This is a genomic window from Microcystis sp. M144S2, from assembly GCF_020246065.1.
Classification (GTDB): Bacteria; Cyanobacteriota; Cyanobacteriia; order Cyanobacteriales; family Microcystaceae; genus Microcystis; species Microcystis ichthyoblabe_A.
This window is the reverse complement of record NZ_JADBTR010000046.1, coordinates 33,868-60,738: the sequence shown is the minus strand read 5'-3', so window position 1 is coordinate 60,738 and position 26,871 is coordinate 33,868. Positions and strand designations below refer to the sequence as shown.

The window sequence follows — 26,871 nt, the reverse complement described above, 5'->3', positions numbered from 1 at the left end:
GAGCTCGGTCGAACGCTGAGCTCACGGCCGAAGCCCACACCCCACACCCGTTCGGACCTCGGCGTGAGCTCGGTCGAACGCTGAGCTCACGGCCGAAGCCCACACCCTGCCCCCACCAACAAACTTTTTCAGCAGACCCTAACTATGCTTTGGCTGAATACCAAGATTTACCCTTTTTGATGGGGGAAGTGGCAAACTGTTAACTGTTACCGTTGAATGGGAAAAGACTGTGGATATTCGCTTAATCGTTGTCGATGTGGATGGAACGATCGCCGGTGATAACAATCAGGTTAATCCGGCTGTGGTGCAAGCTGTCTCGGCCGTCCAAAAAAAGGGAATTCGCGTCGCTATTGGCACTGGTAGGATGTACCGCTCGGCTTTACGCTTTCATCAACGCCTTAAATCGACTTTACCTTTAATTGCTTACAATGGCGCTTGGATTCAAGATCCTATTTCCCAAGTTCACCATCGACATACTCCCATTTCCCCTGACTTGGCGATCGATCTTTTAGATTATCTCGAACAACCCCAATGGAAGGAGAAAATCTCCCTTAATTTTTATATGGACGATGTGCTTTATGTGCGGCAATTAAACGCGGAAACGGAATTCTATCGCCAGCGATCGGGTATTATTGCCGAAGCAGTGGGAGATTTACGCAAAGTTGCCCACAAAACTACTAAAATCCTGGCCATGGGGGAAGATAAGCAATTTATCGCCGAGATTTGGCAGCATTTACAGCAACGCTATCAAAATCAAGATTTATACTTTACCCAATCGAGTCCGACTTTTTTTGAAGTTACCCACGTTGAGGCTACCAAGGGAAGCGCCACCCAATTTTTGGCCGAAGATATCCTAGGATTACAACCGCAAAACGTCATGGCGATCGGTGATAATTTTAATGATGTTTCTATGCTCACCTATGCGGGTGTCGGTGTTGCCATGGGTAATGCTCCCCAAGCTGTTAAGGATCAAGCTGATTGGGTTGCCCCCAGTGTAGACTTAAATGGGGTGGCCGCAGCCTTGGCAAAGTTTGTTTTAATTTGAGGAATGGGGAAATGGGGAAATTCAACTAAAACCCTAACACCCTAAAACCCCAACACCCTTTTCATCGAGAAAATTATGACTATTAATACGCAAACTGTTACGATTTCTAACAAAGATATTGACATAGATGCCTATTTAGCCATTCCCGATCGAGTGGGAATTTATCCAGCAATTATCGTAATTCAGGAAATATTCGGCGTAAACGACCATATTCGCGATATCACCCGCAGAATTGCCCAAGAAGGCTATATAGCGATCGCTCCTGCCATTTATCAGCGATTTGCTCCCGGTTTTGAAACGGGGTACAGTATGGCAGATATCGAAATCGGTCGTCAGTACAAAGAACAAACCAAAGCAGCCGAATTACTCAGCGATATCCAGGCTACCATCGATTATCTTTATACTTTGCCACAGGTGCAAAAAACCGGTGTCGGCACGATCGGTTTTTGTTTTGGTGGTCATGTGGTTTATCTTGTCTCCACTCTAGAGGATATCAAAGTTACTGCCTCTTTTTACGGTGCAGGAATCACCACGGGAACCCCTGGGGGTGGTCAAGGGACAGTGAAGGTGACTCCCCAAATCAAAGGGACAATCTACGCATTTTTCGGGGTGTTGGATACCAGTATTCCTCAAAAGCAAGTGGATGAGATAGAAAACGCATTAACCCGTTATCAAATCCCCCATCGAGTTTTCCGCTATGAAAACGCCGACCATGGCTTTTTCTGCGACCAAAGGGCTAGTTATAATGCTAAGGCGGCTAAATCTGCCTGGGGTCATGTGCTAGAGTTATTTAGCCTTCTTAAATCTTAATGGTCTGACTCCTTAAGCTTCAGCTTACACTGGAAGCAGTTCGAAATCACATTTGTAACCATTCTATTTATCATGACACCGAACCCAGCCTTTTCCATGGACGATTTTGCCAAAGCTCTTGATCAATACGATTATCAATTTGAAAAAGGGCAGATCGTGCGCGGGAGAGTCGATCAACACACCTCCGATGGAGCATACATCGATATTGGCGGCAAATCCTCCGCTTTTATTCCTTTAAGGGAAATTTCCCTGGAAAATGTTATTTCTATTGCTGAAGCTTTACCCATAGGTGCAGAATTCGATTTTCTGATTACCCGTGGACAGGATGCGGAAGGACAAGTAACCCTGTCTTTGCGGCAATTATTACTGCAAAAAGCTTGGGAAAATGTCAGGGAAATCTCTGAAAGTGGCAAGTCGGTGCAGCTGCGCGTCACGGGGGTGAATAAGGGGGGAGTGACGGGGGAGGTGGAAGGATTAAAAGGATTTATCCCTCGCTCCCATTTAATCGAAAAAAATGATTTAGATTCCCTGATCGGACAACTTTTAACCGCAACTTTTATTCAAATCGATGAAGAAAATAATAAATTAGTTTTATCTCAGCGAGAAATTGCTCGCGCTAACGCTATCAGTCAATTAGCTGTGGGTAAATTATTAAGTGGCACTGTGGTTAAATTACAACCCTACGGTGTTTTTGTCGATTGTGGTGGAGTGACGGGATTACTCCATGCTAAACAGGTGACGGGAGCCTCTTTTAATTCTCCCATGACTTTCTTTAAAGTTGGTCAAGCAATTCAAGTGGTAGTCGCGGAAATTGACGAATATAAAAACCGCATTTCCCTATCTACAAAAATCCTGGAAGCGCACCCCGGCGAAATTCTCGAAAACTTTGCAGAAGTCATGGAAACAGCAGCAGAAAGATTAAAACAAGCTCAGGGAAAAAACCCAGAAAGTTAGCGTAGGGTGGGTTAGGCGGCAATAATTTAGATATTTTACCACCTATTTAGTATTCGCCGTAACCCACCATCAGTCATCAGGTGAATTTGTCTCCTGTCTCCTTTTTACTTGACAAAGATGTTTCAAGATCGGATAGCAATTTTAGGGACTATGCACGGAAAAGAGCGGGTAATTGCACCGATTTTAGAGGAAAAAATAGGTCTTAAGGTGATTGTACCCGATAATTTTAATACCGATCGCTTTGGCACTTTTACCCGGGATATTAAGCGCATCGGGACACAAATTGAAACCGCTCGCAGGAAGGCACAACAAGCGATCGAGCTTTCGGGATACGATATTGGAATTGCTAGTGAGGGTAGTTTTTATCCCTATCCCAACTTGCCGTTAGTTTCCTGTAATCGTGAATTGATTTTATTGCTCGATCGAGTCCATAATCTAGAAATAATTGGTCAAGCAATAGTCACGGAAACTAATCACGCTCACCAAACTGTCACTAATCTAGCAGCTGCTTTAGAATTTGCCGAAAAAATTGGCTTTCCTAGTCATGGTTTAGTGGTGATGTTTGATAAAAATTCTCTCGACTCCGAGCAGATTTTTAAGGGAATTACTGACCAGAAAAATTTAGTTAAAATTGTTGAAGATATTCTTGACAAAAACGGCAAAGTACACCTAGAAACCGATATGCGCGCTATGCACAATCCCACGCGGATGGAAGCGATTGCAGCTGCAACAGCAAATCTGGTTCAAAAACTTAATCAATTATGTCCTAATTGTGGTTGTCCGGGGTTTGATATTATCGAAAGAAAAGCGGGTTTACCCTGTGGTTTATGTCACTTTCCCACCTCTTTAATTAAACTGGAACTATACGGTTGTCAAAGGTGTGATTATCGAGAGGAAAAACTCTTTCCCAACGGTCAAAAAAACGCCGATCCGATGTATTGTGAATATTGTAATCCTTAAAGATAGCTTTTCTATGGAAAGAATTTTAGAACCGGAAGTAATGGATGATCGGGAAGAAGCGATCGAATATGATGCCATGGACTTCACCGAAGTTAATACTAATTTTGCTAAAGAAGCCGTACAATTGGCCGGTATTAATGCTAGGGTGTTAGATGTGGGAACCGGTACTGCACGCATTCCGATTATGATCAGTCAACTACGTCCCCAATGGCAAATTATCGCTATTGATCTTGCCGATTCTATGTTAGAAATTGGTCAAAAAAATATCCTTAATGCTAACTGTCAAGAACAGATCAAATTGGAGAAAGTTGATGGAAAAAATCTTCCCTACCAATCCGAGCAATTTGATTTAGTTATTTCTAATAGTTTAATCCACCATCTCGAAAATCCTCTGCCTTTTTTACGCGAAATTAAGCGAGTTTTAAAACCGAATGGGGGCATTTTTTTAAGAGATTTATTCCGTCCTGATTCCGAGGAAATAATCCAGGGGATGGTGAGGGAAATCGATCCTAATTTTTCTCCCCGACAATCGCAACTATTTCAAGACTCGCTGCGAGCGGCTTTTACCCTAGCAGAAATTGCCGATTTAATCCAGCAGTCGGGCTTAGAAAATATTAAAATTTATCAGTCTTCTAATCGTCATTGGACAGCCATAAAAACCAGTAAAAATTAATCACTAAATCAGGAAAAATTGAGTTATGAAAGTTGGAATTTTGGGAACAGGATTAATGGGAACGCCAATGGTAGAAAGATTATTAAATCAGAAAATTCCTGTTATTGCCTATAATCGCACCTTAGAAAAATTAGCACCTTTACAGCAGTTGGGAGCCAAAACAGTTAACTCTTCTGAACAAGTCATTCAAGAGGCAGATTGTCTGATTTTAATGTTAACTAATGCCGCCGCTATCCAAGAGGTTTTAGGATTAAATTCTGAGCAATCTAACTTCAATAATCGGACTATTATCCAGATGGGAACCATTGCTCCTTCTGAAAGTAAACAACTGCGAGATCAAATTGTTGCTAAAGGGGGAGAATATCTAGAAGCACCCGTGTTAGGAAGTATTCCCGAAGCTAAAAAGGGGACTCTCTTAGTTATGGTGGGAGCAACGGAGAAACAGTTCCATCAATGGTCAAATTTATTAGCACATTTTGGTCAAGAACCGATGTTAATCGGGGAAGTGGGAACCGCTGCGGCGTTAAAATTAGCTTTAAATCAATTAATTGCCTCTCTAACCAGCGCTTTTGGTTTAAGTTTAGCTTTTTTATCCCGCCAAGGAGTAGATTTAGAAAAGTTCATGACTATCCTGCGTCAAAGTGCCTTATATGCGCCTACTTTTGACAAAAAATTAACGAGAATGTTAGAGAAAAATTATGCTAACCCTAATTTTCCCACTAAACATTTACTCAAAGATGTTAATCTCTTTTTAGAGGAATCGGAGAAGTTAGATTTAACCACTTTTCCCCTAACAGGAGTAGAGCGTCTTCTGGAAAAAGCTTTAGCAATGGGATTAGCAGAGCAAGATTATTCAGCTTTATATGAGGCGCTGAAAAAAGAATTATAGACCACTTGGCAACATCAAAAAGAATCTCTTTGGTTTGTCTAGTCGGACAACTGATAGGAGAAAAACCGATAAAAGGCTTTAAATTTTCCTTAAGCTTTGTTGAGGTAGCCAGAAGAGGGGGTTAGAGTGGGAAGTGATGGAATTTTGGGCATATTCTCCTATGACGTTGACTGAATTTGGATTATTAGCGGGTTTACTTGTCCCCGGTATCCTGCTCTCGATTTTGGTGATGGTGAGTTTTGCCAAAGGGGGTTAATAAAGTGATAGAGACACCGGTGAAAGTGTCTCTATCGAGATTAATCTATTTTTGGTTTTTTGCCCAATTTAATTGATTCTGTAGCTAACAAAATTGATTCTAAATGATGGCGCTTCTCCACTTGACCGAGGAAATAACCTGTCATCATAGCTGAAGCGAGAAGATTCGCCAAATTCTCGCGGTCGGTGGTAATTTGTACCGCAAAATCCTCTGAGGGCAACATTCCCACCAATCCCCTGACGTTTTGCGAGATAATATCTTTAATTTCGCTACTGACGGATTGGGCTATTCTCTCAAGGGTTTCAGGATGCTGCTGCTGTAGATACTGCATCAGACCGTTATCATTTTGTTCTTCGGTTTCCCAGGGAAAAAAATCAGGATTAAAAGTCATCAGAACTCCCACACTGTAGTGGTTATTAGATTTAGGTTAACAAATCGCTCTTCTTGATTGCCCGAAGTCCCCCCCCATCTTCCTCAAGTTTAGCTCAGTGATCAGAAATATTTACCCATAATATACCCTCTCTCCTTATTCCTGATCGGTAGCCTCCAGAATACCCTGTTCCCTAAGATTGTCAACCTCGAAATATTGATGAAATTTATCGGTTACTTCTAACCAGTAGGATCTACCTTCGTTTTGCTTGCGTTTTCTCACAAATCCTCGTTCTACCAAGTCCTGAACCTGTTGATAGGCCGTACTGCCCCGTAAATTAATTAAATCCGCTTGTAAAATTGGTTCTTTTAGTGCGATCGCTGCTAAAGTGCGGAGAGTTCCCGTGCCTAATTCGGCCGGGATCAGGTCTTCGATCAAATTCTGATAAGCTGACCGCAATTGTAAACTATAACCGAGGGGGGTTTCCACCACTTCCAAGGCACTATCCCGGTGAGCATAATCGGACATTAACTCGATCATGGCATCTTCCACCGTCAAGCGATCGCTGTTGGTTAATGTCACCATCTCGGTTAAGGGGACAGGCTGCCCTTTTAGGTAAAGTATCGCTTCTAGACGGGTAGCTAGTCTGATCTCCTGGTGGGGTTCCGCGCTCAATCTCGACTACCTAAGTTTAGACAATGATTTGATATTCTACTAGAAGACGAACTAGAAAATTATGGAAACTTTTTGGAGTCAGGTTTTAGACTTTTGTTATCAGGCTACCGGCCAGGTTGGCGATCGCTTACTGGCTGATTTTGGCAAATTACAGGCCACCAATAAAGCAGATGGGACTTTAGTGACGGCTGCCGACCGTTGGTCTGATCGGGAATTGCGATCGCTAATTGCCAGCACTTTCCCGGATCATGGAGTCCTAACCGAGGAAACTACCCATATTTTCCCGGATCAAGAATGGTGTTGGGTCGTGGATCCGATCGACGGTACAACTAATTTTACTCGCGGTATTCCCATCTGGGGCATTTCCCTGGGACTTCTCTACCGGGGGACTCCCGTGTTCGGATTTGTTTATCTGCCCTGCCTGAAACAGTCCTATTATGGTTATTGGTACGGTGAGACGGGTTTAACTGGTCCAGAGGGGGCCTACCGGGATGGTCAACCGATTCACACCAGCGAAGATTTTCCCAGCAAAAATCATCTTTTCAATCTCTGCGCTCGTAGTACAGATATATTAAAAAGTCCCTTTCCCTGCAAAGTGCGGATGATAGGAGTGGCTAGTTATAATCTGCTTTTGGTTGCCGATGGCACTGTCTTGGGAGGAGTGGAAGCAACCCCAAAAGTCTGGGATATTGCTGCGGTCTGGGCAATTCTACAGGCCGCCGGCGGGGTATTTATCTCTTTAGGAGAAAAGATTTTTCCCTTGCAGGTGGGGGAAAATTATAGCGATCGATCCTATCCCTGTTTAGCCGTGGCTCGATCGAATTTAGCGCCGGTTTTCTTGCCTTTAGTCGGTTTTCTCAAGGATGTTGCTTGAATGGAGAATTGCTCAGGTTAGAATAGCTGCATTTATTGGTTTTATCTTTATTTAGGGCTGGCTGAATAAATCTAAAAACCTTGTTGGATAATATCTTTAAGCTTGTTTGAAATCAAAAACTGCCAGCCCTTGGAGTGATCAGGGGGGAAATTTAGGCACTTTTTGCCTGAAAATTAGGTAATTGACCCCCTAAAAATCGCTAAAACCCTACACCCCACACCCTACACCCCACACCCTGCCCCCACGAATTTATTTCATGAGTTTTGATACTTCCTCTCTCAGCCAACGCAACGATAAAGCCGAAGTCTATCAGCCAGTAATTATTCGCCTCGAAAATGTATCTAAAATCTACGGCAGTGGCGAAACCATGGTTAAAGCCCTTAATAACATCAATTTAAGCCTAAAAAAAGGGGAATATTGCGCTATTATGGGGGCATCGGGTTCGGGAAAATCCACGGTCATGAATATTATCGGCTGTCTTGATCGTCCCACCTCGGGGTCCTATTATCTAGAAAATCTCGACGTTTCCACGCTGCCGGATGGGGATTTAGCTCAGATTCGCAATCGTAAAATCGGCTTTGTTTTCCAGCAATTCCATCTTTTACCCCAGATGAGTGCGCTAGAAAATGTCATGTTACCGATGATTTATGGTGGGGTTCCTCCCCAAGAAAGAAAGGAAAGAGCGATCGCTGCTTTAACGAGGGTAAAATTAGATAATCGACTGCACAATAAACCCAATCAATTATCGGGGGGACAACAGCAGCGCGTCGCTATTGCTAGGGCAATTGTCAATCAACCCATATTATTACTTGCTGATGAACCGACGGGGGCGCTGGACTCGAAAACTACCCAAGAGGTGATGGCTATTTTCTCGGAATTGAATAACAGTGGCATTACTATCGTCATGGTAACTCACGAGGCTGATGTGGCGCGTCACTCTCAGCGCATTATCTGGTTTAAGGATGGTGAAGTGGTTTATCCTAATCTCGCACCGACGGATTTACATGAGGTGATTGGGTAGGGTGGGAATTTTTCGGTAATCAGTGAACAGTGAAAAGACAGTGGGAAACTACTATTTAATACTGCTCACTTAATACATACTGCTCACTTAAAACTCAAATCTGATAACTGGTAACTGGTAACTGATAACTGATAACTTTTTAGATTTCGGGGGCTTTTAGGGAATAAAGGGAGAAACTAGCGGTTTTTGCCTTTGCCTGTTGCACTAAACTGGGGACAGAATTACGCGCTAGGGCGGTTAATTTATTGGTAGTAGCATCGTAAATTGTCGTGGCTACTTTGGGATAGAGTCCAATGCCGATAATTGGCACTAATAGAGAAGCGATGATAAAGACTTCCCGGGGTTCCGCATCCACTAGGGCATGGTGTTCTTCTAATTCCTTATTTTCCGGCCCGTAGAGAATTTCTCGCAACATGGACAAGAGATAAATCGGGGTGAGAATGACACCGATAGCTGCTAAAAAGACGATAATAACGCGGAAAGTGGGACTATAGGCATCACTGGTGGCAAAACCGATAAATACCATTAATTCCGCCACAAAACCGCTCATCCCGGGCAAAGCGAGGGAAGCGAGGGAACAGGTGGTCCACATGGCAAAAACTTTCTTCATTTTCTTGCCGACACCGCCCATCTCGTCTAACATCAGGGTATGGGTGCGATCATAGGTACAACCGACCATAAAGAATAAACTCGCCCCAATCAGTCCGTGGGAAATCATCTGTAACATCGCCCCGCTTGTACCAATATCGGTAAAGGAAGCCATACCAATCAGGACAAATCCCATGTGAGAGATGGAAGAATAGGCAATTTTGCGCTTAAGATTGCGTTGGGCAAAGGAGGTTAAGGCGGCGTAGATAATATTAACTACCCCTAAAATCACTAAAACGGGGGCGAAAACGGCGTGAGCATCGGGTAACATCCCCATATTCATCCGTAAGAGCGCATAACCACCCATTTTAAGCAAAATTCCCGCTAGTAACATATGGGCAGGGGCAGTGGCTTCGCCGTGGGCATCCGGCAGCCAAGTATGGAGGGGGAAAATCGGCAGTTTTACCCCGTAGGCAATCAGGAAACCGGCGTAGAGGAATAATTGCAGTTTCAGGGGGAAGTCTTTACCAGCAATAGTCACCATGTCAAAGGAGACGGTATCGCCATAAAAAGCCATCGTCAGCGCCGCTACAAGGATGAAGAGAGAGCCTCCGGCGGTGTAAAGGATAAATTTGGTGGCTGCGTAGAGACGGCGTTTACCGCCCCAAATGGAGAGGATGAGATAGACGGGGACTAATTCTAATTCCCAGACGAGGAAGAATAGTAACAGATCCTGCACGGCAAACACCGCAATCTGTCCCCCGTACATCAACAGCATCAGGAAGTAGAATAGTTTCGGTTTAAAAGTGACCGGCCAAGCCGCTAAGATAGCCAGAGTGGTGATAAATCCCGTTAAGATAATCAGAGGCATGGAGAGGCCATCGGCTCCTAAAGACCATCTTAGGTCAATTTCTGGCAACCATTGGTAACTTTCCACTAATTGCAGATTGGGATTAGCGAAATCGTAACTGCTATAGAAAGCGTAGATAATTAGGGCAAAGTCGATTAATCCCACCGTCAGAGCAAACCATCTCACGGTTTTACCGTCTTTATCGGGAATTATGGGAACCAATAAAGCGGCGACGATGGGAAAAAGGATGATGGCAGTTAACCAAGGAAAGTTCGTTAGATTCATCGGCTGTTTTAATATTTATTTAATCGTCAGAATCGAGAAATTAAGCTAAGGCTTTTTGACGGTTTTACCTAGCAAAACCACCTTTTTTCTCTTGTTCTCGCGGTTACATTTGACTGTACCTAAATCAATCTAGCAATTATTTTCCCGTCCTTGTCTGTTAATATTGTTAAGTTTCAAGAGACTGCTGGCCTAATTAGGGTTTGCTAAAAAAGTTTTTCGGTGGGGGCAGGGTGTGGGGTGTGGGGTGTAGGGTTTTATACCATTAACCCATCCGACAAATATAGCGTTTCCTAAGCTAGTGAGGTACACATATTTTTCTTCCCTTTTGACTTTTGCCTCTTGCCTTTTGCCTAAAACCCATAACTTTTGTACCTCAGCAGACTGAAAAACGCTATAATTGTGCCTCCCTACTTAATCGGGCAAATCAAAGAGAACACCCGTCATATAACGCTCTGCCCATTCCCAACCGAAGGCTTTTTCTAGTACACGCCGAGTTTTATCGTTTTTTTGCTGTTGACTACAATAATCCCGTTGTCCCTGTAAATAAATGCCAGCTTCTTCCCCGGAAAGAGGCTGACTTTCCTTAGCACATTTGCAGTGAATTGTCAAGAAATCTGTAACTCTTTGTAAAAATTGTCGTTCCTCGGCGGCGGTTTCGGGACGAATAAACAGACAATATTGGGAGAAAATATGACCCCAAGGAGGCAAATCACGAGCTTGGGCGAAATCGGCCGCAGGTAAAGCCGCTAAAGCCTCATTATAGGCACTAGAGAGAGTTTTATCGCCACTGGTGGGAGAAAGATCCACAATAGCGGCACTGATTCCCGCTTTGCCGGAGACTATATCACATCCAAACATCGGCAGCGGATATTCTGGACGGGGGAACATGACACAGTGGAGAATATCCAAACCATTGCCCAGTTTAGCCAGTTCTAGGTGCATTTTGCGGAACTGGGGGGTTTGATAGCAGCGATTCTCGATAATTAATTTTTCCCCTTCTAAACGTCCCTCCACATAGCCTAAACCTTCCGGCAACTCAAAGGGCGACAAATCAAGATAATTTTCCCAGTGGGAGAGAATTGCTGTGGCTAATTGTCCAATCAGGGGATGAAGCAACGGTAAAATTTCAGGGTTGGTAACGGCTATCATAGGTCAGTAATCAGTAATCAGTAATCAGTAATCAGTTATCGTCTCCCTATCTCCCTATTTTCCTATCTCCTGACATCTAAAATCCACTTTACCCCATGGAGCGATCGAGATTAGAACTGGGAAATATAAAATTAACTTCTTTGTCCTTCTCCCAATTTAGCCTATGGTTAGCAGTGCCGCTCGTCCAAAACCTTCCTTAAAAACCCTCTGGCAAAAGATAGAATCTTCTCCCTTGCCAGAAACCGAGGAATCGATTATTTTAAGAATTCTGGTGCAAGCGTTAGTAATCGTCGGTATTATCGCCACCGATGTGGCTACTGATAGTTATACCAGTATTTGGGCTGTTCCTATCAGTATTATCGGCGGAATCTGGAGTTGGCGACGCAGGAAAAAGCGCAATATCGGGGCAAAATTTTGTATAGCGATCGGAATGTTGGTAGTGTTGGCGCTATTCTTGGGTGATATCGTTGCGATGCAGGATAGTCGCATTGCCCTAACACAATTATTAATTCAATTACAAATTCTCCATAGTTTTGACCTGCCCCGACGCAAAGATTTAGGTTATTCTATGGTAATCGGTTTAATTCTCTTGGGAGTCGCTGGGACAATCTCTCAAACCCTCGCTTTTGCGCCTTGGTTAATCCTCTTTCTGCTTTTATCCCTACCTACCCTAGTTTTAGACTACCGTTCTCGTTTAGGTTTAGATAATCTCAATCAGAGTCTCCCTTTCTTCTCAAAGAAACCCCCGCGTCTAGCCACAAAAAAATTAGTTTCCCCGCAAAATTCCCCCCTTTCTCCCAAACGTTTCGGGATTTTCTTTCTGACAATTCTCCTCTTGGGATTGACAATTTTTGCTCTGATGCCGCGTTTTCCGGGTTATCAAATTCAATCTTTTCCCGTCAATAGTCCAGGAGGTATGGAAAATCAGGATTTTGAACAGGGAGACAGACAAATCGTTAACCCCGGCTATGTGCGCGAGGGTGAAACGGGGAAGGGTGGCGTAAATGGCGGTAATAGTCCCACTACAGGGTCAGGACAGCTAGATTCTACCTTTTATTACGGCTTTAACACCCAAATCAACCAAAATTTGCGGGGAAGTATGACTCCCCAGACAGTCATGCGGGTACGTTCCCAAGCCCCCGGATTCTGGCGGGCTATGGCCTTTGATCGCTATACTGGTCAAGGGTGGCAAATCTCGCGAGATCAAGAATTAGAGGATTTAAATCGCAGTAGTTGGTCCTATCGCTTTTTTGTGCCGCTACCCGCAACCCAGGCCAAAACCCATCAGGTAGTCCAAACCTACAGCATTGTCTCCAGTTTACCGAATATTATCCCTGCTCTTACTTCGCCCCAGTTTCTCTTTTTTCCCACTCGACAGGTATCTTTGGACCGAGAAAATAGCTTAAGGTCGCCGGGAGGGTTAGCAGAAGGGCTAACTTATACTGTAATCTCACAAGTGCCGGAACGCAATCGCAGCCAACTGCGATCGGCATCAGAAAACTATCCTAAGTCTATTCTCAAGTATTATTTACAAATTCCTGCCGAAATTGCCCCGAAAGTCCGCCGAAAAACCGAGGAATTGCTGGCCAAATCTCCCAAACCTTTAACCTCTCCCTACGAGAAGGCCCTATATTTGGCCCAAGCATTGAAGCAAAACTACGAATTAAAAACCGATTTGCCCTTTTTAGCCGAAAATGAGGATTTAGTCTCGGCCTTTTTGTTTCGTTTTCAGGGGGGTTACGCCGATCATTTTTCCACCGTGTTAACGATTATGTTACGCTCGATCGGTATTCCTGCCCGATTAGCCACCGGTTTTGCCCCTGGCCAGTTTAATCCTTTCACTGGCTTTTATGTTGTCCAAAATACGGACGCTTACGCCATCACAGAGGTGTTTTTCCCTGGTTACGGTTGGTACACTTTCGATTCTATCCCGGGCCACGAATTAATTCCCCCATCCTTTGAGGAAGCGGAACCTTTTAGCGTCCTCAAGCAATTTTGGCAATGGGTGGCCGGATGGTTGCCTTCTCCAGTAACGGGTTTTCTCGGTCTGATTTGGGAAAATGTTATCTTGACTATCGGTCAGTTATTGGCATGGTTATGGCGCTTTATTTCCGGCAGTCTTTTCGGGGGAATTCTCGGCGGTTTAGTCGGGGTCGTCTTCGCTTACGCTAGTTGGTTAGGATGGGTACAGTTCCATCGTTGGCGTAGGAGTCGCAAGTTGGCCAAATTACCACCGATCGAGCGTTTATACCAGCAAATGTTAGGAATCTTAACAGAAGCCGGTTATGGTAAACATCCCGCTCAAACCCCTTTAGAATACGCCGCCGCCGCCCGCCGCGTCCAACCGCCGCCAGTGGCGAATATTATCGAGGAGATTGCTCGCGCCTACGTTGATTGGCGTTATGGCGGTAAATCGGCTAATATCGAGAGTTTACGCCAACGTTTTCGAGAGTTGCTCAAGCTAGTTAAAAAGTGAGCTTGAGCCTATAGTTAGGGTTTGCCGAAAAAGTTTTTCAGCAAATCCTAAATAATCAGTCTTTAATAACAGAAAACGGGTTTCTTTAAGAAACCCGTTTTCTAGACAAATCTGACTCCAATAGCAAATTAGGTTACACTTCATGTTGATGAGAAAGGCTATAAACAACACTATGTTAAGAAATGTAATCAAAGCCGAAACCCTTACTGTTGCCTTGTCTGCACAGTTAACTTTATTTTTGTCCGACTACCGATAATTCTCAGCCAGCAATTTATAAGCAGATCAATGTCATCTTGTCAAGTATTTGAACAATCAATTCAGATTAAAGCTAGTGCCACGACGGTGGAGCGTTGTATCACGGATTTAGAGTTAATGCGTCGTTGGTTGAATCCGGTGTTAGTTTGTGAACCTATCGGCGATTGGAAGACCGATATCGGTGGGAGAAGTCGTTTTTTGATTCAAATCCCCCTAATTCAGCCAACGCTAAAAAGTACGGTGATTGAGAGGGAACCAGGGTTAATTGTCTGGCAATTTGAAGGCTTTTTTCGCGGATGCGATCGCTGGGAATGTCAACCCAATGATGACGGCACTTGTTTAATCAATCGTTTTGAGTTTGCGATTCCTAATCCGGTTGTGGGGTGGGGATTCCAGCAATTCGCCGCCAAATGGACTAAAAAGGATATGGAAGCGCAATTAAGACGCTTAAAACGAGTAGCCGAGGAAATTTATCTACTTTCAGCCAAAAGTTAAGCTGATGGGGTGGTAAGCGGGGGGGTTGGGTATGGAAGAATACCCTCACCCCCAACAGCGAACCCCCGATCCCTAATCGATCGAGATCGACTGGGGACTGTTGCCGTTATCCTGATTATTGTCCTTAAAACTGACTAATCCCTGCTCTTCTAACCATTTTTTGAGGGGATCGTCCGAAAGTTTCAAGCGCAGTAATCCAGAGGCAAAACCACCGAAAAAAGCGATCGGTTGTTGAATCAGTTCTTTAACAACGGGTTGTAATTCATCGAGAAACATCTTATTCTATCTCCTGATATTGTCACACCTATCAATGTTAAGTTAATTGAAGTGATTCTGTGAGACTAGCATGACTGAAACTTCCGACACGGTGAAAAAATCTTTCCGGCTAACCCCGTTTATTTTCCTGGGAATACTGCTCATCTGGCTAGGAATTAGGTTAATTTCTCCCGATAGCGTTAGTTTATTCGCCGGTAATCGTCCCGATTATTTGGGAGTCAGGGAGGGTAAACTGGCCTCTTGTCCGGTCACTCCTAATTGTGTTAGTAGTCAGAGTCAGGATCAGGCTCATGCGATCGAACCCCTTAGTTATCAGGGTAGCGGTGAAAAAGCGATCGAGCAATTAGCTAAAATTATCGCCTCCCAACCGAGAACTAAAATTATTAACCAAGATAGTAACTATCTCTACGCCGAATTTAGCAGTCAATGGATGGGATTTGTCGATGATGTGGAATTTTCTCTTAATCCTAGCAAAAATGCGATCGATGTTCGCTCGGCCTCCCGGTTAGGAGAATCGGATTTAAATGTCAATCGAGAACGAGTGGAAACCCTGAGAAAACTCTTTTCAGTGATCAGTAATCAGTAAACAGTGAAAAGTAATCGGGTGCATCTCAATTTTGTAGAAATATCTATACTACATTTGGGCGCACGCGATGCGCCCCTACCATTGGTGCGATAATATTATTATTGTAGGGGCGAATTGTATTCGCCCTCTTTAAATGACTTCTGCTGCTCACCTATATGTCAGAGAAAGTCACCAATAGGAGATGCACCCAATCAGTAATCAGTAATCAGTAAACGGTGAAATGACTCAGAGAATACTGACTCGGAGAATAATATAAGAAAAATTATGTTTCGTCCCCAACCGATACCAGCAAAAGCAGGACAGGAATCCGTCTGGGATTATCCTCGTCCCCCGCGCCTAGAATTATCACCTAAACACCTAAAAATTATCTTTAATGGTGTGATAATTGCCGATACTAAAAGCAGTTATCGAGTTCTAGAAACCAGTCATCCTCCAGTTTATTATCTACCGCCCCAAGATATTAAAATGGAATACCTGCAAGCCACAGCAGAAAAGTCTTTTTGTGAGTGGAAAGGTCTAGCTGGATATTACAATATCACCGTTGGGGATCAACAGGCAATTAACGCCGCTTGGTATTATCCGGACCCGACACCAGAGTTTCAGGCAATTAAGAATTATCTGGCTTTTTATCCCGCCAAAATGACCGCTTGTTATGCCGATGGGGAATTAGTACAACCGCAACCGGGCAACTTTTACGGGGGATGGATAACCTCCGATGTGGTTGGTCCGTTTAAAGGCGTTCCCAATAGTTGGGGCTGGTAATCACGTTAAGTAAGTAGGGTTTGCTGAAAAAGTTTATTGGTGGAGTCAGGAGCCGGTCGTCAGGAGATTATTTTTATTTATTCTTCCCACACCCTACACCCCACACCCGTTCGGCTGAGCTCACGGCCGAAGCCCACACCCCACACCCCACATCCCCTTAACTCCTAGTTTCTACTTTTTACGAGAAATTATGACTATATCCCAACCCGATCTAGAACCCACTTGGATGACGATTATTCGCCTCTTGCGCTGGGATAAACCCGCCGGTAGGTTAATTTTGATGATTCCCGCTTTATGGGCGGTATTTTTGGCGGCAGACGGGGTGCCACCGCTACCCTTGATCGGGGTGATCGTTTTGGGAACTTTGGCCACTAGCGCCGCCGGCTGTGTGGTTAACGATCTTTGGGATCGGGATATAGATCCACAGGTCGATCGCACTCGTAACCGTCCTTTAGCGGCCAGAGCTTTATCGATCAAGGTTGGTTTGATTATCGCTCTGATTGCTTTCTTTTGCGCCGCAATTTTAGCTTTATATCTGAATTTCTTGAGTTTTTGCCTATGTGTGGCCGCCGTTCCCCTGATTATCTGCTATCCTCTCGCCAAGCGTTTTTTTCCTGTACCCCAATTGGTTCTTTCTCTCGCTTGGGGTTTTGCGGTTTTAATCTGTTGGAGTGCCGTCACCGGGTCGTTAGATAGTAATACATTTATATTATGGGGAGCGGTGATTTTTTGGACATTGGCATTTGATACAATTTATGCTCTATCCGATCGAGAGGATGATCTCAAGGTTGGTATTAACTCCAGTGCCATATTTTTCGGCAAATACGCTCCGGAAGCCGTGGGGGTCTTTTTTGCCCTAACAGTGGGTTTATTGGCTTGGGAGGGGCAAAAAATGCAGTTATCAGCCTTTTTTTGGCTAGGGTTGGGTCTAGCGGCGATCGCTTGGTGGCGTCAATACCGGCTGTTACGTCAATCGGATTTACCTAAACCAGTTTATGGTCAAATGTTCGGTCAAAATGTTTGGGTCGGTTTTATTTTATTAGCGGCTATGATTGGGGGAAGTTTGTATTAAAACTCCCCCAAGAATGTCCCTAGAGTCAGTTTGTCTATTCTGACTCTAATAATCCCATTACCGTAGCTGATGGGTGTTCACCAGTCATCAAAGCTACCCGTCTTTGAAAATTTTTCTCCACAGCAATGCAGGTATTTAAGGGATCTAAAATACCCTTTCTGATTTCCCTTTCCCAAGAATAATTTCTTTCTCGGTGTTTAAATCTTGATAATTGCTGGGTGAAAACAGTAACCACTTGATAAATGATTTTTAAATCGTAAAGAGAGTCAATTTGAGAAATTTTAACCGCTAAAGCCCGAAATTGACGGGATATTTCTTGAGCTTGCTCTTGACTACAGCCATGGTCATGATGATAATAATTAACTACTTCTGCCATGTACTGAGCGTGTTTAGCGGCATTTTGAATGCTATGTTGAGCATTTTCCACGGGAGCAAGAAATCGATCTAATAATAGCTGTTGAGCGTAGGCATCGCGAAGGGAAGAATTAGAGATTATTTGCAATTCGGTCATTCTTTCTTCATGTTTACGGCGATTTTCGGCATAAATCTCCGTCAGAATAGTATCTAACAGCTTGGGAATCGGATAAAAGACATCAATCATAGGAAAATTTAGCTTAGTTTGTCTAGAGATAAGAAACTCTATCGATAGAATTAACCAAAATTGTAGCAGTGATCTGAATAGTCAGGTACGATAAAATCAAGTTAGTAAATTACCGCCCCTTAACCAATGTCTAACTCGAAATCTAGTAGCGTTTGGGATCACAAACCCCGTTGGTGTCAACCTTGGTCGATTTTGTTGACAGGAATTACCCTGATTGCTGGGTGTTGGTTTTTAACTCAGCGTCTCTGGTTAACCCTACTCCTATCTATTCCCATACTCCTGTGGTGGTTTGTCTTCCTAATTCTTTATCCGCGGACGCTGCAGCAACAGTTAAACACAGAAAGAATCGGGGAAAGCATTGATTAAAACAGGAAAGACAGGACAGGGATTTTTATCCTGTAATTGACTACTTTCATCTCCGCGAAAAGTGTTCCAACGAAAAGGAGCTTTTTTTTCACTCGACATCCATAAAAGTCTTTTTGCTCGCGTCATCGCTACATACAAAAGTCGGTATTCTTCAGCTTTTTTAAGTTGTCCAGCTTCTAACCAAGCGCTTAAAGGTGGGGGAATAATTGGTATGCTGTCGGGGTTTAAATAGCGTTGATGAACCGCTGCTCGAATTTGCGCTCGTGCCACTTCTGCGAGGGTAAAATCTCCCAAAAATTTCGCCCCATTGGGTACCCAAGGTTTGCCAGGAATAATATCTTCATGAAGAAAGGGAATAAAAACATAATCCCAGTCTAAACCCTTGGCTTTGTGCATAGTAATAATCGTCAGTTGTGCGGGACGAGTATAACAATCGTCGTTATCTTCTTCCACTCCTTCAAAGCGCTCAGAGGCGATAATTTCATTAAGAGTATTAATTGTATTTTTGAGAGAACTATTACCAGCAGTTTCCTGATAAATACGGGCGGTTAATTTTTGCAATGTGGCTAATTCTGACCCCGAATATTGGAGAGTCATAGCGAAAAAAGACAGGAGTTGATAATGGGGTAATTCTAATCTAGCTTTTAGTAAACTGCAGCAATAACGACGGGCAATTTTTTCGTTAGATTTCAGTTCGGGATCGAGGGGAGTGGGATAGAGAAACTGTTCGGGATAGGTAACTAAAGGATTTAAGTCTTGGGCAGTAATTAAACCCCTCAATTGTAGCACTTCTAAGGCCGCTTTGAGATAATCGGGAGAGTGGGGACGTTCGACAAAAGCCAATAGTTTCAGCATTTCGGCGGGAATTTGGGAAAAGCGATCGATCTCATTAGCTTCAAAAATTCTGATTTGATAACTTTTATAAAAATGGGCGAATTTTTGAGCAAAAAAGTGTCCTTGTCGATTTTCTCTAACGAGGATAGCCCCATTATGTTGAGGGTTTTCTTGAAGTAATTTAACTAGACGTTTTTCAATTAATTCTACTGTTTGATAAATGTCATCGGGTTGATAAATTTCTAATCCTTTTCCCTCCTTAACTGGATTAGGTTGGGGATCTTCGGCGCTGACGGGAAGGATCGCTTGAACCCGAAAAGGAGCCTCGGTAACTTTATGATTATCTTTTCCCTGTTTCCAATCTCGATCGACCCATTGTAAAACTAAATTAGCAGCTTCAATAATTTTAGTATTGCTGCGACCTGCTTGGTTCATAGTGGATAAATTGCCTTCGTTTTGACAACTTTCACAAAACCAATTAAAGTAAACAGGATCGGCGGGGGTAAAGGTAGAATTAATGGCTTGATTGGGATCGCCGACGCGAATTAAATTAGGTATTTCCCCGTCATTATTTTTTGCTAAAATAGTAATTAGTTTTTCTTGGAGAGGACTAGAATCCTGTGCCTCATCTTCAAAGACTCCAAAGACAGATTTTTGCCATTGTCGGCGAATTTTTTCTTCCTCTAATACCCGCAAGGCTCCTAAAATCATGTCATCATAATCTATATAGTTTTTCTGACGCATCAGGATTTCATACTGTTGGTACAAACCACTAGCAATAGCGAGAATTTGATAATTATCGTCGGTATAGTGGCTTAATTCCCAAACTTGCTGCGGTGATAATCCCGAACTTTTTAGCTCATGAATGGCCGTATAGGCAAGACTAGGTAAAATTTCGGTTCTCAGCACCGATTGACGGCGTAATCTTTCTGTTTCTTCCCCATCAAATTCCACTCCTTCTAATAACTTTTGATAACGAATTGGGTCGGCAATTAGCCATTTTTCCACCGAGTTTCTAATAATTCTGTGGCTAGGAGTCGGAATAACTAAGGTAGAAGATTCGAGGTCTAATCCCGATAATTCCGGATAACGACGGGCCAATTGTAGGGCCAGTCCGTGCAGAGTTTGAACGCTGAACCCTTGGGCTGAAAGTTGTAAATCTTGCAAGCGTTGTTTAATTTTAGCTTTAATACTAGCGGCAGCCGAGCGGGTGTAGGTGACAATAATTAACTGTTTTTTAGCATGAAGTTGCTCACGAGCAATAACCATAGCGGCAGCTACGGCCAAACTGTGGGATTTTCCTGCCCCCGGCACCGCAGAAATGGCCATTTTTCCCCCTTGCCAATCGGCTAATTCCTGTTGTCCCGCACGCAGTTGTTGCCGGAGATTTACCAGTAAATTTTCTCGATTAATTACTTTAGTTTCGCTCATTATGCCCCGCCAATTTTATTTTTAGTTTAATTGTATTACTATTAACACTGTCCACTTAAAACTGTAATCTGATAACTGATCACTGATCACTGATCACTGATATATAGCCAATTTTGTTGTACTTCTACCCGAATTTTGCCGGTTAAGGAGGAAGTGGCATCGCGATTAACACCAGTAATGAGATTAACCACTGACTCAACTTCGGCAAAATTAGGGGATGAGGGTAAATATTGAGCCAAAAATAAACGAATCACTCGTCTTTGTATCGCTAGAGGTAGAATTTGTAAAGGGGAGCGATCGAGTCTTTGTTGATCTAGATCGATAACCTGACGAAAAATATCCCGGGCAATACTATCTAAATAATCGCTTTCTGCTTCCAAAATTTCGGCAGTTTGGGCGAGATGTTTTTCGATTTGGGGATTTAAATTAGTTTGCAGGTAGGGTAATAATTCCAGACGGATGCGATTGCGAGCATAGCGTAAATTCTCATTAGCTTGATCGTACCAGATCGGTAATTCTCGACTTTGACAAAAAGCGAAAGTTTCCCCGCGAGTGACATTTAAGAGGGGACGGACTAAAAAAATATCCGGGGTTAAACTTGTCAACCAAGTTAAGGCAGAAAGTCCATCACTACCGGCCCCGCGCGTGAGATTATAAAGAAAAGTTTCCGCTCGATCGCTTCTCGTGTGTGCCGTGAGAAGATAATTAAAACCCTGTTCTTGGGCGATTGTTTGTAAAGCTTGATAACGCCATTGTCGGGCCTTGGCTTCCGTTTCCGCCATGGGGGGTGCGGTGGTAATATAAACAGGTAATTGCCAAATTTCGGCGATTTTCCGCACATGAGTGACTAATCCTCGGTCGTAAGACCAACGGTGATCACAATGAGCGATCGCTAGTTGCCAACCCCAACGAGAGCGCAAATCCAGCAATAATTGACCTAAACAGAGGGAATCCTGACCTGCCGACAATGCCACTAACAGAGACGCATTTTTAGGTAATAATTGTCCCTTTTTGACTGTGGTTTCCAGACGAGTATGGAGAGGTGTCCAAAAATTAGCCAAAATTTTTAGATTTATTTACTTGACAAGGATGTGGGAAGTATTTTCAGTGAACTGATAACTGATAACTGATAACTGATAACTGATAACTGATAACTGATAACTGATAACTGATAACTGATAACTGATAACTGATAACTGATAACTGATAACTGATAACTGATAACTGATAACTGATTTAACCTGGCCAATTAACCCAATCTTGGGGTTTTAGGAAGACATCATAGAGTTTTGCTTCTGGGGTGTTGGGTGCAGGTTGATAACAGTATTCCCAACGGACTAAAGGAGGTAAAGACATCAAAATCGACTCGGTACGACCGTTAGTTTGCAGCCCAAAAATTGTGCCACGATCATAAACTAAATTAAATTCTACATAACGACCGCGACGATAGAGTTGAAACTGACGTTCTCTGTCACCGTATTCCGTCGAGTGCCGTTTCTGGACAATGGGAACGTAAGCGGGTAGAAAAGCTCGGCCACAGTCATTAATGAAACTAAAAATTTCTTCCCAGTTGCGGGGTTGTTGGGGAGATAATTTTTCTGAATAGATAGCGGCATCACTTTCGGCAAAAGGACCACGATAGAGGGGGTCTAAACCGTCTTGGTAATCAAAGAAAATCCCGCCGATGCCTCTGGCTTCCTGACGATGATTGAGATAAAAATATTCATCACACCAGCGTTTAAAAACGGGATAATATTCAGGATGATGTTGGTCGCAAACCTGTTTAAAAGTGCGATGAAAATGACTAGCATCTTCTTCAAACCCATAGTAGGGAGTTAAATCGGCACCACCGCCAAACCACCAAACTGGACCTGCTTCAAAATAGCGATAATTGAGGTGAACCGTGGGAATATAAGGATTGCGAGGATGTAAAACCATCGAGGTTCCCGTGGCATAAAATTGATGACCGGCAGCCTCGGGCCGTTGTTTAGCAATGCTAGGAGGTAATTCTTTCCCCCAAACTTCCGAAAAATTCACCCCTGCTTGTTCAAAAATTGCCCCTTCCCGCAAAACTCGCGAACGTCCGCCGCCACCTTCGGGCCGTTGCCAACTATCTTCGATAAATTTTGCTTGTCCATCCACTTCTTCTAATCCCCGACAAATTTCATCCTGTAGGGATTTCATAAATTCACTGACGCGGCTACGGCTGTCACTGGCCGGCAAATTGGCAAGGGTGGGGGTTGTGGTGAATGCAGTCATACTCAAGGATCAAAGTTGATAACTCAGTGATTATATTACTACTGGGTGATGAAACGGACGCTCTTCGATACTTAACTTAACATTTAGACTGGTTAGGTGTTGGGCGGTTAGGGTTTTAGGGTTTTAGGGTTTTAGTTGCATTCCCCCATTCCCCCATTTCCCTAATCCCTAAATCAATGTTAATTTTTAATTCTCAACTGGGCATATTAGAATTAGTCCCGCTCCGGGGACAATAACACAGATACCCAACTTCTACCACCATGTCCTCCCGTCGAATCATCATCGGTGACGTTCACGGTCAATACGATGCTCTTTTGCAGCTAATGGAGGCAATCGCGCCTCAAGAAAAGGAACCAGTTTATTTCTTGGGCGATTTAATTGATCGTGGTCCCAATAGCGCCCAAGTGGTTGAATTTGTCCGTCAACACCGCTATCGTTGTCTATTGGGCAATCATGAACAGATGCTGCTAGAAGTGTTGGGCAGCCAAAGAATGATGGGGGAAATGTTGCCGGCTTGGCTTTATAGTGGCGGTCATGCCACTCTCGTGAGCTATAACCACAAAATACCGCAAGATCACATCGATTGGCTGAAAACCTTGCCTCTTTACCTCGATTTAGGCGATATTTGGCTGGTTCATGCTGGGGTTTATCCCCATTTACCCCTCGAAGAACAAGATGCCACTCATTTTTGTTGGATCCGCGATGAATTCCACAGTATGCCAGAACCTTTTTTTAGTGATAAATTAATTATCACTGGCCACACGATTACTTTTACTTTTCCGGAGGTAAGTCCGGGGCAATTAGTCGCCGGTGCCGGTTGGTTAGATATCGACACGGGAGCCTATCATCCCCACAGTAATTGGTTAACTGGATTAGATATCACTAATCGTTTGGTTTATCAGGTCAATACCAAAGATAAAACCTTGCGAAAATTTGATTTAGAAGATATAACCACCTCAATTAATCCTGCCGAAGTCTATACTAAAAGAGTGCAGCCCACCCCTTAAAAATAACTGTTATTAACAAAAATATAATTCTCGGACAGGGAATGATATCAAATCCACCCAGATAGCTCAGATGTTAATTCTGGGTTGGATAACAGGAACCAGCAGCTTAGGCTATTGGGATTCTTTGATCGTAGGTTCTCAAGAGCGGTAAGTAGCTGGTTATAATTAAATTAAAAATGGATTTTAAGTTCGATCCCCCCTGCCCCCCTTGATAAGGGGGGTGCCGATAGGCGGGGAGATCCCCCCTGAGTCCCCCCTTAATAAGGGGGGCATCTGATAATTTTTAACGCCTACCTACTTAAATTGAATAAAGAATTCTCCAGCTTTCCTTCACCCATGACTCTCCCCTCGGATTTTCCCTTAGAACCACTGGCTACCAATAAAGATCCCCATCGTGATTATCGCGGACTCGATCGCGATAAACTCACCCCCATGTACCAGCATTATGTGGAGGTAAAAGAAACCTATCCCAATGCTCTTTTACTCTATCGTGTGGGCGATTTTTTCGAGTGTTTCTTTCAGGATGCGGTGATTATCTCCAGAGAATTGGAATTAGTTCTCACCAGCAAGGAAGGGGGTAAAGGTATTGGGAGAGTCGCCATGACCGGAGTTCCCCACCACGCCCTAGAGCGCTATAGTCGTTTATTGGTGGAAAAAGGCTATGCAGTGGCGATTTGTGACCAGGTAGAGGATTCAACGGAAGCAGCCGCCGAAAAACGACTCGTAGAACGCGCTATCACCAAACTGCTCACCCCCGGAACCCTCACCGATGAGGGAATGTTAAACGCAAAAAAGAATAATTTTCTAGCTGCTGTGGTGATTACCGGAGAAAATTGGGGATTAGCCTATGCAGACATCTCCACCGGAGAATTCTACACCACCCAAGCCAGCGATTTAACGGCTTTAAGCCTAGAATTAAGCCGTTTACAGCCCTCGGAAATCCTTTTTCCCATCAATGCCCCCGATTTAAACCGTATTTTGCGCCCCGGGGAAAAATCCGACCATCTCCCCCCCTGTTTACCCGATAGTTTTTGTTATTCTCTCCGTCCCCAAAATATCTTTACTCTCACAGAGGCGAAAAATCGTCTCCTAATCACCTATAAAATGCGTTCCCTAGAGGGGATGGGCTGCGAACATTTACCCCTCGCTATTCGCGCAGCTGGGGGCTTATTAGAATACATTGAAGATACCCAAAAAGCCAATCAAGTCCCCCTACAACCTTTAAAAACCTACTCTATCTCCGAATTTTTGATTTTAGATGGGCAAACCCGTCGTAACCTTGAAATTACCCAAACGGTGCGCGATGGTAGCTTCTATGGTTCTCTATTATGGGCGATCGATCGTACCTGTACAGCCATGGGTAGTCGCGCTTTACGTCGTTGGTTACTGCAACCTCTCTTAGATTCTCGCGGTATTCGCGCTCGTCAGGATACTATCCAAGAGTTAAAGGATAATCCCTCCTTGCGCCAAGATATTCGGCAAAAATTAAGGGAAATCTACGATATAGAACGTTTAAGCGGTCGTGTTGGCGCAGGAACGGCTAACGCCCGCGATTTACTTTCCCTAGCGGCATCTTTAGTCAAATTAGCCGATTTAGCGGCTTTGGTTGCTTCGGGAAATTCGCCCTATTTGAAAGCTTTACAGCAAATTCCCGCCGATTTAGAAAAATTAGGCCAGCAGGTGATAGCGCATCTGGTGGAATCTCCTCCGCTGCATCTGAAGGAAGGGGGGGTGATTCGTGAGGGAATTGATGCCCAATTGGATGCCCTGCGGCGCGACTATCAGGAAGTAATCGATTGGTTTAAGAATCTAGAGACGACAGAAAAAGAAAGAACGGGTATTAGTAATCTTAAGGTTAATTATAACAAAACTTTCGGTTATTATATCAGTTTACCCCGCAGTAAAGCCGATTTCGCCCCAAAAGATTATGTGCGTAAGCAAACTTTAGTCAATGAGGAACGTTATATCACCACCGAGTTAAAGGAGAAAGAAAATATAATTCTGACGGCAGTAGATGAATTAAATAAATTAGAATACGAGATTTTTAGCGATTTACGCCGTCAAGTGGCCGAATTTTCCCCAGAAATCCGGGAAGTAGCCACAAAAGTCGCCGCTTTAGATGTGTTGGCCGGATTGGCAGAAATCGCCGTTTATCAGGGATATTGTCGCCCAGAAATCGCCGATGGTCGTCTTATCGATATTAAAGATGGTCGTCATCCCGTGGTGGAACAATCCCTTGGGGCCGGCTTTTTTGTGCCGAATTCGATTAATTTGGGCAATCAGGAAGGTTTAGAATACCCCGACTTGATTATTCTCACCGGTCCCAATGCTAGTGGCAAAAGTTGTTATCTGCGACAGGTGGGATTAATTCAATTGTTAGCCCAAACCGGCAGTTTTGTCCCGGCAAAGTCGGCCAAAATCTCCATCTGCGATCGCATTTTCACCCGGGTGGGGGCTGTGGATGACCTCGCTACTGGCCAATCCACCTTTATGGTGGAAATGAACGAAACCGCCAATATTCTCAATCACGCCACAGACAGATCATTAGTATTATTAGACGAAATTGGCCGGGGGACAGCCACTTTTGACGGTTTATCCATAGCTTGGTCTGTAGCGGAGTATTTAGCCACGGTACTGCAATCGCGGACGATTTTCGCCACTCACTACCACGAACTGAACGAATTAGCTTCAATTTTAGAGAATGTGGCTAATTATCAGGTAACGGTCAAAGAATTACCCCATGAGATAGTATTTTTGCACCAAGTACGACCGGGAGGCGCAGATAAATCCTATGGTATCGAAGCGGGAAGATTAGCCGGTTTACCAGCTTCTGTGATCGATCGTGCCATGCAGGTGATGGGTCAAATCGAAAAACATAGTAAAATTGCCATCGGTTTGCGTCAGGGAATTAAGAAAATTAAACCGGTTAAGTCGGATAATTCCCCCTCTCTGCAGCAGTTAGATATTTTTGATGACAGTAAGTAGTCGTGGAAAACTCAACTTTGTGTCCTTTGTGTCTCTGTGGTTCACAAAAAGGCTGCATTTCACATTT

The 26,871-nt window shown here is 43.8% G+C and carries 25 protein-coding genes; 16 read left to right on the top strand and 9 right to left on the bottom strand.

Annotated features, from left to right (window positions below; translation table 11 throughout):
* Positions 1 to 229 precede the first annotated feature (229 nt).
* The 6 genes from IM462_RS06375 (at position 230) to IM462_RS06350 (ending at position 5,331) form a co-directional block, all read left to right on the top strand.
* On the top strand, positions 230 to 1,045 hold the full coding sequence (locus tag IM462_RS06375; RefSeq protein ID WP_287699817.1) for a Cof-type HAD-IIB family hydrolase: 816 nt from the start codon (positions 230 to 232) through the stop codon (positions 1,043 to 1,045).
* A gap of 75 nt (positions 1,046 to 1,120) precedes the next feature.
* A complete protein-coding gene (locus IM462_RS06370) occupies positions 1,121 to 1,855 on the top strand; it encodes a dienelactone hydrolase family protein (RefSeq protein ID WP_287699818.1) in 735 nt (244 codons plus the stop codon).
* A 96-nt stretch (positions 1,856 to 1,951) separates the two neighbouring features.
* Positions 1,952 to 2,809, top strand: a complete 858-nt coding sequence (locus IM462_RS06365; protein WP_287699867.1) for a S1 RNA-binding domain-containing protein — start codon at positions 1,952 to 1,954, stop codon at positions 2,807 to 2,809.
* A 117-nt stretch (positions 2,810 to 2,926) separates the two neighbouring features.
* Positions 2,927 to 3,769 (top strand): DUF6671 family protein, encoded by an 843-nt coding sequence (locus tag IM462_RS06360; protein WP_287699819.1) that lies wholly within the window; start codon positions 2,927 to 2,929, stop codon positions 3,767 to 3,769.
* A gap of 13 nt (positions 3,770 to 3,782) precedes the next feature.
* Positions 3,783 to 4,442, top strand: a complete 660-nt coding sequence (locus IM462_RS06355; RefSeq protein ID WP_287699820.1) for a class I SAM-dependent methyltransferase — start codon at positions 3,783 to 3,785, stop codon at positions 4,440 to 4,442.
* 25 nt (positions 4,443 to 4,467) lie between these two features.
* Positions 4,468 to 5,331 carry an NAD(P)-dependent oxidoreductase gene (locus tag IM462_RS06350; RefSeq protein ID WP_287699821.1) on the top strand — a complete coding sequence of 288 codons (864 nt, stop codon included), beginning with the start codon at positions 4,468 to 4,470 and terminating at the stop codon, positions 5,329 to 5,331.
* A 296-nt stretch (positions 5,332 to 5,627) separates the two neighbouring features.
* On the opposite strand, the gene IM462_RS06345 is transcribed toward IM462_RS06350, so the two are convergent.
* Both IM462_RS06345 and scpB read right to left on the bottom strand, forming a co-directional pair.
* Positions 5,628 to 5,978: a DUF760 domain-containing protein gene (locus IM462_RS06345; RefSeq protein ID WP_287699822.1), complete on the bottom strand. Its 351-nt coding sequence runs from the start codon at positions 5,976 to 5,978 to the stop codon at positions 5,628 to 5,630.
* 135 nt (positions 5,979 to 6,113) lie between these two features.
* Positions 6,114 to 6,632, bottom strand: a complete 519-nt coding sequence (gene scpB / locus IM462_RS06340) for an SMC-Scp complex subunit ScpB (RefSeq protein ID WP_287658883.1) — start codon at positions 6,630 to 6,632, stop codon at positions 6,114 to 6,116.
* A gap of 61 nt (positions 6,633 to 6,693) precedes the next feature.
* Between scpB and IM462_RS06335 the strand changes: the two genes are divergently transcribed.
* Together IM462_RS06335 and IM462_RS06330 are read left to right on the top strand one after the other, a co-directional pair.
* On the top strand, positions 6,694 to 7,506 hold the full coding sequence (locus IM462_RS06335) for an inositol monophosphatase family protein (RefSeq protein WP_287699823.1): 813 nt from the start codon (positions 6,694 to 6,696) through the stop codon (positions 7,504 to 7,506).
* A gap of 256 nt (positions 7,507 to 7,762) precedes the next feature.
* Positions 7,763 to 8,527 (top strand): ABC transporter ATP-binding protein, encoded by a 765-nt coding sequence (locus tag IM462_RS06330; RefSeq protein ID WP_287699824.1) that lies wholly within the window; start codon positions 7,763 to 7,765, stop codon positions 8,525 to 8,527.
* Between the two features lie 139 nt (positions 8,528 to 8,666).
* Here IM462_RS06330 and ndhD1 read toward each other — a convergent pair whose 3' ends face one another.
* Together ndhD1 and IM462_RS06320 are read right to left on the bottom strand one after the other, a co-directional pair.
* Positions 8,667 to 10,250, bottom strand: a complete 1,584-nt coding sequence (gene ndhD1, locus IM462_RS06325; protein WP_016516375.1) for a photosynthetic/respiratory NAD(P)H-quinone oxidoreductase subunit D1 — start codon at positions 10,248 to 10,250, stop codon at positions 8,667 to 8,669.
* A 411-nt stretch (positions 10,251 to 10,661) separates the two neighbouring features.
* The gene (locus tag IM462_RS06320; RefSeq protein WP_287699825.1) at positions 10,662 to 11,399 is read right to left on the bottom strand and encodes a phycocyanobilin:ferredoxin oxidoreductase; all 738 of its coding nucleotides are present in this window, start codon (positions 11,397 to 11,399) and stop codon (positions 10,662 to 10,664) included.
* A 163-nt stretch (positions 11,400 to 11,562) separates the two neighbouring features.
* Here IM462_RS06320 and IM462_RS06315 point away from each other — a divergent pair, with 163 nt between their 5' ends.
* Both IM462_RS06315 and IM462_RS06310 read left to right on the top strand, forming a co-directional pair.
* Complete coding sequence (locus IM462_RS06315) at positions 11,563 to 13,875, top strand: transglutaminase TgpA family protein (RefSeq protein ID WP_287699826.1); 2,313 nt, start codon at positions 11,563 to 11,565, stop codon at positions 13,873 to 13,875.
* A 285-nt stretch (positions 13,876 to 14,160) separates the two neighbouring features.
* Positions 14,161 to 14,625, top strand: coding sequence for an SRPBCC family protein (locus tag IM462_RS06310; RefSeq protein ID WP_287699827.1), 465 nt, complete (start codon positions 14,161 to 14,163; stop codon positions 14,623 to 14,625).
* 72 nt (positions 14,626 to 14,697) lie between these two features.
* Here IM462_RS06310 and IM462_RS06305 read toward each other — a convergent pair whose 3' ends face one another.
* Positions 14,698 to 14,901, bottom strand: coding sequence for a ssl0294 family protein (locus IM462_RS06305; RefSeq protein ID WP_002791803.1), 204 nt, complete (start codon positions 14,899 to 14,901; stop codon positions 14,698 to 14,700).
* Between the two features lie 70 nt (positions 14,902 to 14,971).
* Here IM462_RS06305 and IM462_RS06300 point away from each other — a divergent pair, with 70 nt between their 5' ends.
* The 3 genes from IM462_RS06300 to IM462_RS06290 all read left to right on the top strand — a co-directional run bounded on the left by IM462_RS06300 (position 14,972) and on the right by IM462_RS06290 (position 17,321).
* Entirely contained in the window at positions 14,972 to 15,487 is a 516-nt protein-coding gene (locus IM462_RS06300) for a DUF1499 domain-containing protein (protein WP_287699828.1), read from the top strand.
* A 264-nt stretch (positions 15,488 to 15,751) separates the two neighbouring features.
* Entirely contained in the window at positions 15,752 to 16,249 is a 498-nt protein-coding gene (locus IM462_RS06295; protein ID WP_004163102.1) for a DUF427 domain-containing protein, read from the top strand.
* A gap of 190 nt (positions 16,250 to 16,439) precedes the next feature.
* Complete coding sequence (locus IM462_RS06290; protein ID WP_287699829.1) at positions 16,440 to 17,321, top strand: 4-hydroxybenzoate solanesyltransferase; 882 nt, start codon at positions 16,440 to 16,442, stop codon at positions 17,319 to 17,321.
* Between the two features lie 34 nt (positions 17,322 to 17,355).
* Here IM462_RS06290 and IM462_RS06285 read toward each other — a convergent pair whose 3' ends face one another.
* On the bottom strand, positions 17,356 to 17,922 hold the full coding sequence (locus IM462_RS06285; protein ID WP_287699830.1) for a hypothetical protein: 567 nt from the start codon (positions 17,920 to 17,922) through the stop codon (positions 17,356 to 17,358).
* A 126-nt stretch (positions 17,923 to 18,048) separates the two neighbouring features.
* Between IM462_RS06285 and IM462_RS06280 the strand changes: the two genes are divergently transcribed.
* Positions 18,049 to 18,288, top strand: coding sequence for a DUF6737 family protein (locus IM462_RS06280; protein WP_016514583.1), 240 nt, complete (start codon positions 18,049 to 18,051; stop codon positions 18,286 to 18,288).
* On the opposite strand, the gene IM462_RS06275 is transcribed toward IM462_RS06280, so the two are convergent.
* The 3 genes from IM462_RS06275 to hemF all read right to left on the bottom strand — a co-directional run bounded on the left by IM462_RS06275 (position 18,253) and on the right by hemF (position 22,812).
* The gene (locus IM462_RS06275; RefSeq protein WP_287699831.1) at positions 18,253 to 20,553 is read right to left on the bottom strand and encodes an ATP-dependent helicase; all 2,301 of its coding nucleotides are present in this window, start codon (positions 20,551 to 20,553) and stop codon (positions 18,253 to 18,255) included. The two genes, IM462_RS06280 and IM462_RS06275, sit on opposite strands and share 36 nt — an antisense overlap.
* An 86-nt stretch (positions 20,554 to 20,639) precedes the next feature.
* Positions 20,640 to 21,614, bottom strand: a complete 975-nt coding sequence (gene tilS, locus IM462_RS06270) for a tRNA lysidine(34) synthetase TilS (RefSeq protein WP_287699832.1) — start codon at positions 21,612 to 21,614, stop codon at positions 20,640 to 20,642.
* Positions 21,615 to 21,789: 175 nt separating this feature from the next.
* A complete protein-coding gene (hemF, locus tag IM462_RS06265; protein ID WP_287699833.1) occupies positions 21,790 to 22,812 on the bottom strand; it encodes an oxygen-dependent coproporphyrinogen oxidase in 1,023 nt (340 codons plus the stop codon).
* Positions 22,813 to 23,072: 260 nt separating this feature from the next.
* On the opposite strand from hemF, the gene IM462_RS06260 reads away from it, so the two are divergent.
* Together IM462_RS06260 and mutS are read left to right on the top strand one after the other, a co-directional pair.
* The gene (locus IM462_RS06260; RefSeq protein ID WP_287699834.1) at positions 23,073 to 23,819 is read left to right on the top strand and encodes a metallophosphoesterase family protein; all 747 of its coding nucleotides are present in this window, start codon (positions 23,073 to 23,075) and stop codon (positions 23,817 to 23,819) included.
* 336 nt (positions 23,820 to 24,155) lie between these two features.
* On the top strand, positions 24,156 to 26,804 hold the full coding sequence (gene mutS, locus IM462_RS06255) for a DNA mismatch repair protein MutS (protein WP_287699835.1): 2,649 nt from the start codon (positions 24,156 to 24,158) through the stop codon (positions 26,802 to 26,804).
* Positions 26,805 to 26,871: the final 67 nt, after the last annotated feature.

Bases quoted from the DNA above. Each gene is read 5' to 3' on its own strand.
- IM462_RS06370 (WP_287699818.1), top strand. From the start codon at position 1,121: ATGACTATTAATACGCAAACTGTTACGATTTCTAACAAAGATATTGAC.
- IM462_RS06365 (WP_287699867.1), top strand. From the start codon at position 1,952: ATGGACGATTTTGCCAAAGCTCTTGATCAATACGATTATCAATTTGAA.
- IM462_RS06360 (WP_287699819.1), top strand. From the start codon at position 2,927: ATGTTTCAAGATCGGATAGCAATTTTAGGGACTATGCACGGAAAAGAG.
- IM462_RS06355 (WP_287699820.1), top strand. From the start codon at position 3,783: ATGGAAAGAATTTTAGAACCGGAAGTAATGGATGATCGGGAAGAAGCG.
- IM462_RS06350 (WP_287699821.1), top strand. From the start codon at position 4,468: ATGAAAGTTGGAATTTTGGGAACAGGATTAATGGGAACGCCAATGGTA.
- IM462_RS06345 (WP_287699822.1), bottom strand. From the start codon at position 5,978: ATGACTTTTAATCCTGATTTTTTTCCCTGGGAAACCGAAGAACAAAAT.
- IM462_RS06335 (WP_287699823.1), top strand. From the start codon at position 6,694: ATGGAAACTTTTTGGAGTCAGGTTTTAGACTTTTGTTATCAGGCTACC.
- IM462_RS06330 (WP_287699824.1), top strand. From the start codon at position 7,763: ATGAGTTTTGATACTTCCTCTCTCAGCCAACGCAACGATAAAGCCGAA.
- ndhD1 (WP_016516375.1), bottom strand. From the start codon at position 10,250: ATGAATCTAACGAACTTTCCTTGGTTAACTGCCATCATCCTTTTTCCC.
- IM462_RS06320 (WP_287699825.1), bottom strand. From the start codon at position 11,399: ATGATAGCCGTTACCAACCCTGAAATTTTACCGTTGCTTCATCCCCTG.
- IM462_RS06315 (WP_287699826.1), top strand. From the start codon at position 11,563: ATGGTTAGCAGTGCCGCTCGTCCAAAACCTTCCTTAAAAACCCTCTGG.
- IM462_RS06310 (WP_287699827.1), top strand. From the start codon at position 14,161: ATGTCATCTTGTCAAGTATTTGAACAATCAATTCAGATTAAAGCTAGT.
- IM462_RS06305 (WP_002791803.1), bottom strand. From the start codon at position 14,901: ATGTTTCTCGATGAATTACAACCCGTTGTTAAAGAACTGATTCAACAA.
- IM462_RS06300 (WP_287699828.1), top strand. From the start codon at position 14,972: ATGACTGAAACTTCCGACACGGTGAAAAAATCTTTCCGGCTAACCCCG.
- IM462_RS06295 (WP_004163102.1), top strand. From the start codon at position 15,752: ATGTTTCGTCCCCAACCGATACCAGCAAAAGCAGGACAGGAATCCGTC.
- IM462_RS06290 (WP_287699829.1), top strand. From the start codon at position 16,440: ATGACTATATCCCAACCCGATCTAGAACCCACTTGGATGACGATTATT.
- IM462_RS06285 (WP_287699830.1), bottom strand. From the start codon at position 17,922: ATGATTGATGTCTTTTATCCGATTCCCAAGCTGTTAGATACTATTCTG.
- IM462_RS06280 (WP_016514583.1), top strand. From the start codon at position 18,049: ATGTCTAACTCGAAATCTAGTAGCGTTTGGGATCACAAACCCCGTTGG.
- IM462_RS06275 (WP_287699831.1), bottom strand. From the start codon at position 20,553: ATGAGCGAAACTAAAGTAATTAATCGAGAAAATTTACTGGTAAATCTC.
- hemF (WP_287699833.1), bottom strand. From the start codon at position 22,812: ATGACTGCATTCACCACAACCCCCACCCTTGCCAATTTGCCGGCCAGT.
- IM462_RS06260 (WP_287699834.1), top strand. From the start codon at position 23,073: ATGTCCTCCCGTCGAATCATCATCGGTGACGTTCACGGTCAATACGAT.
- mutS (WP_287699835.1), top strand. From the start codon at position 24,156: ATGACTCTCCCCTCGGATTTTCCCTTAGAACCACTGGCTACCAATAAA.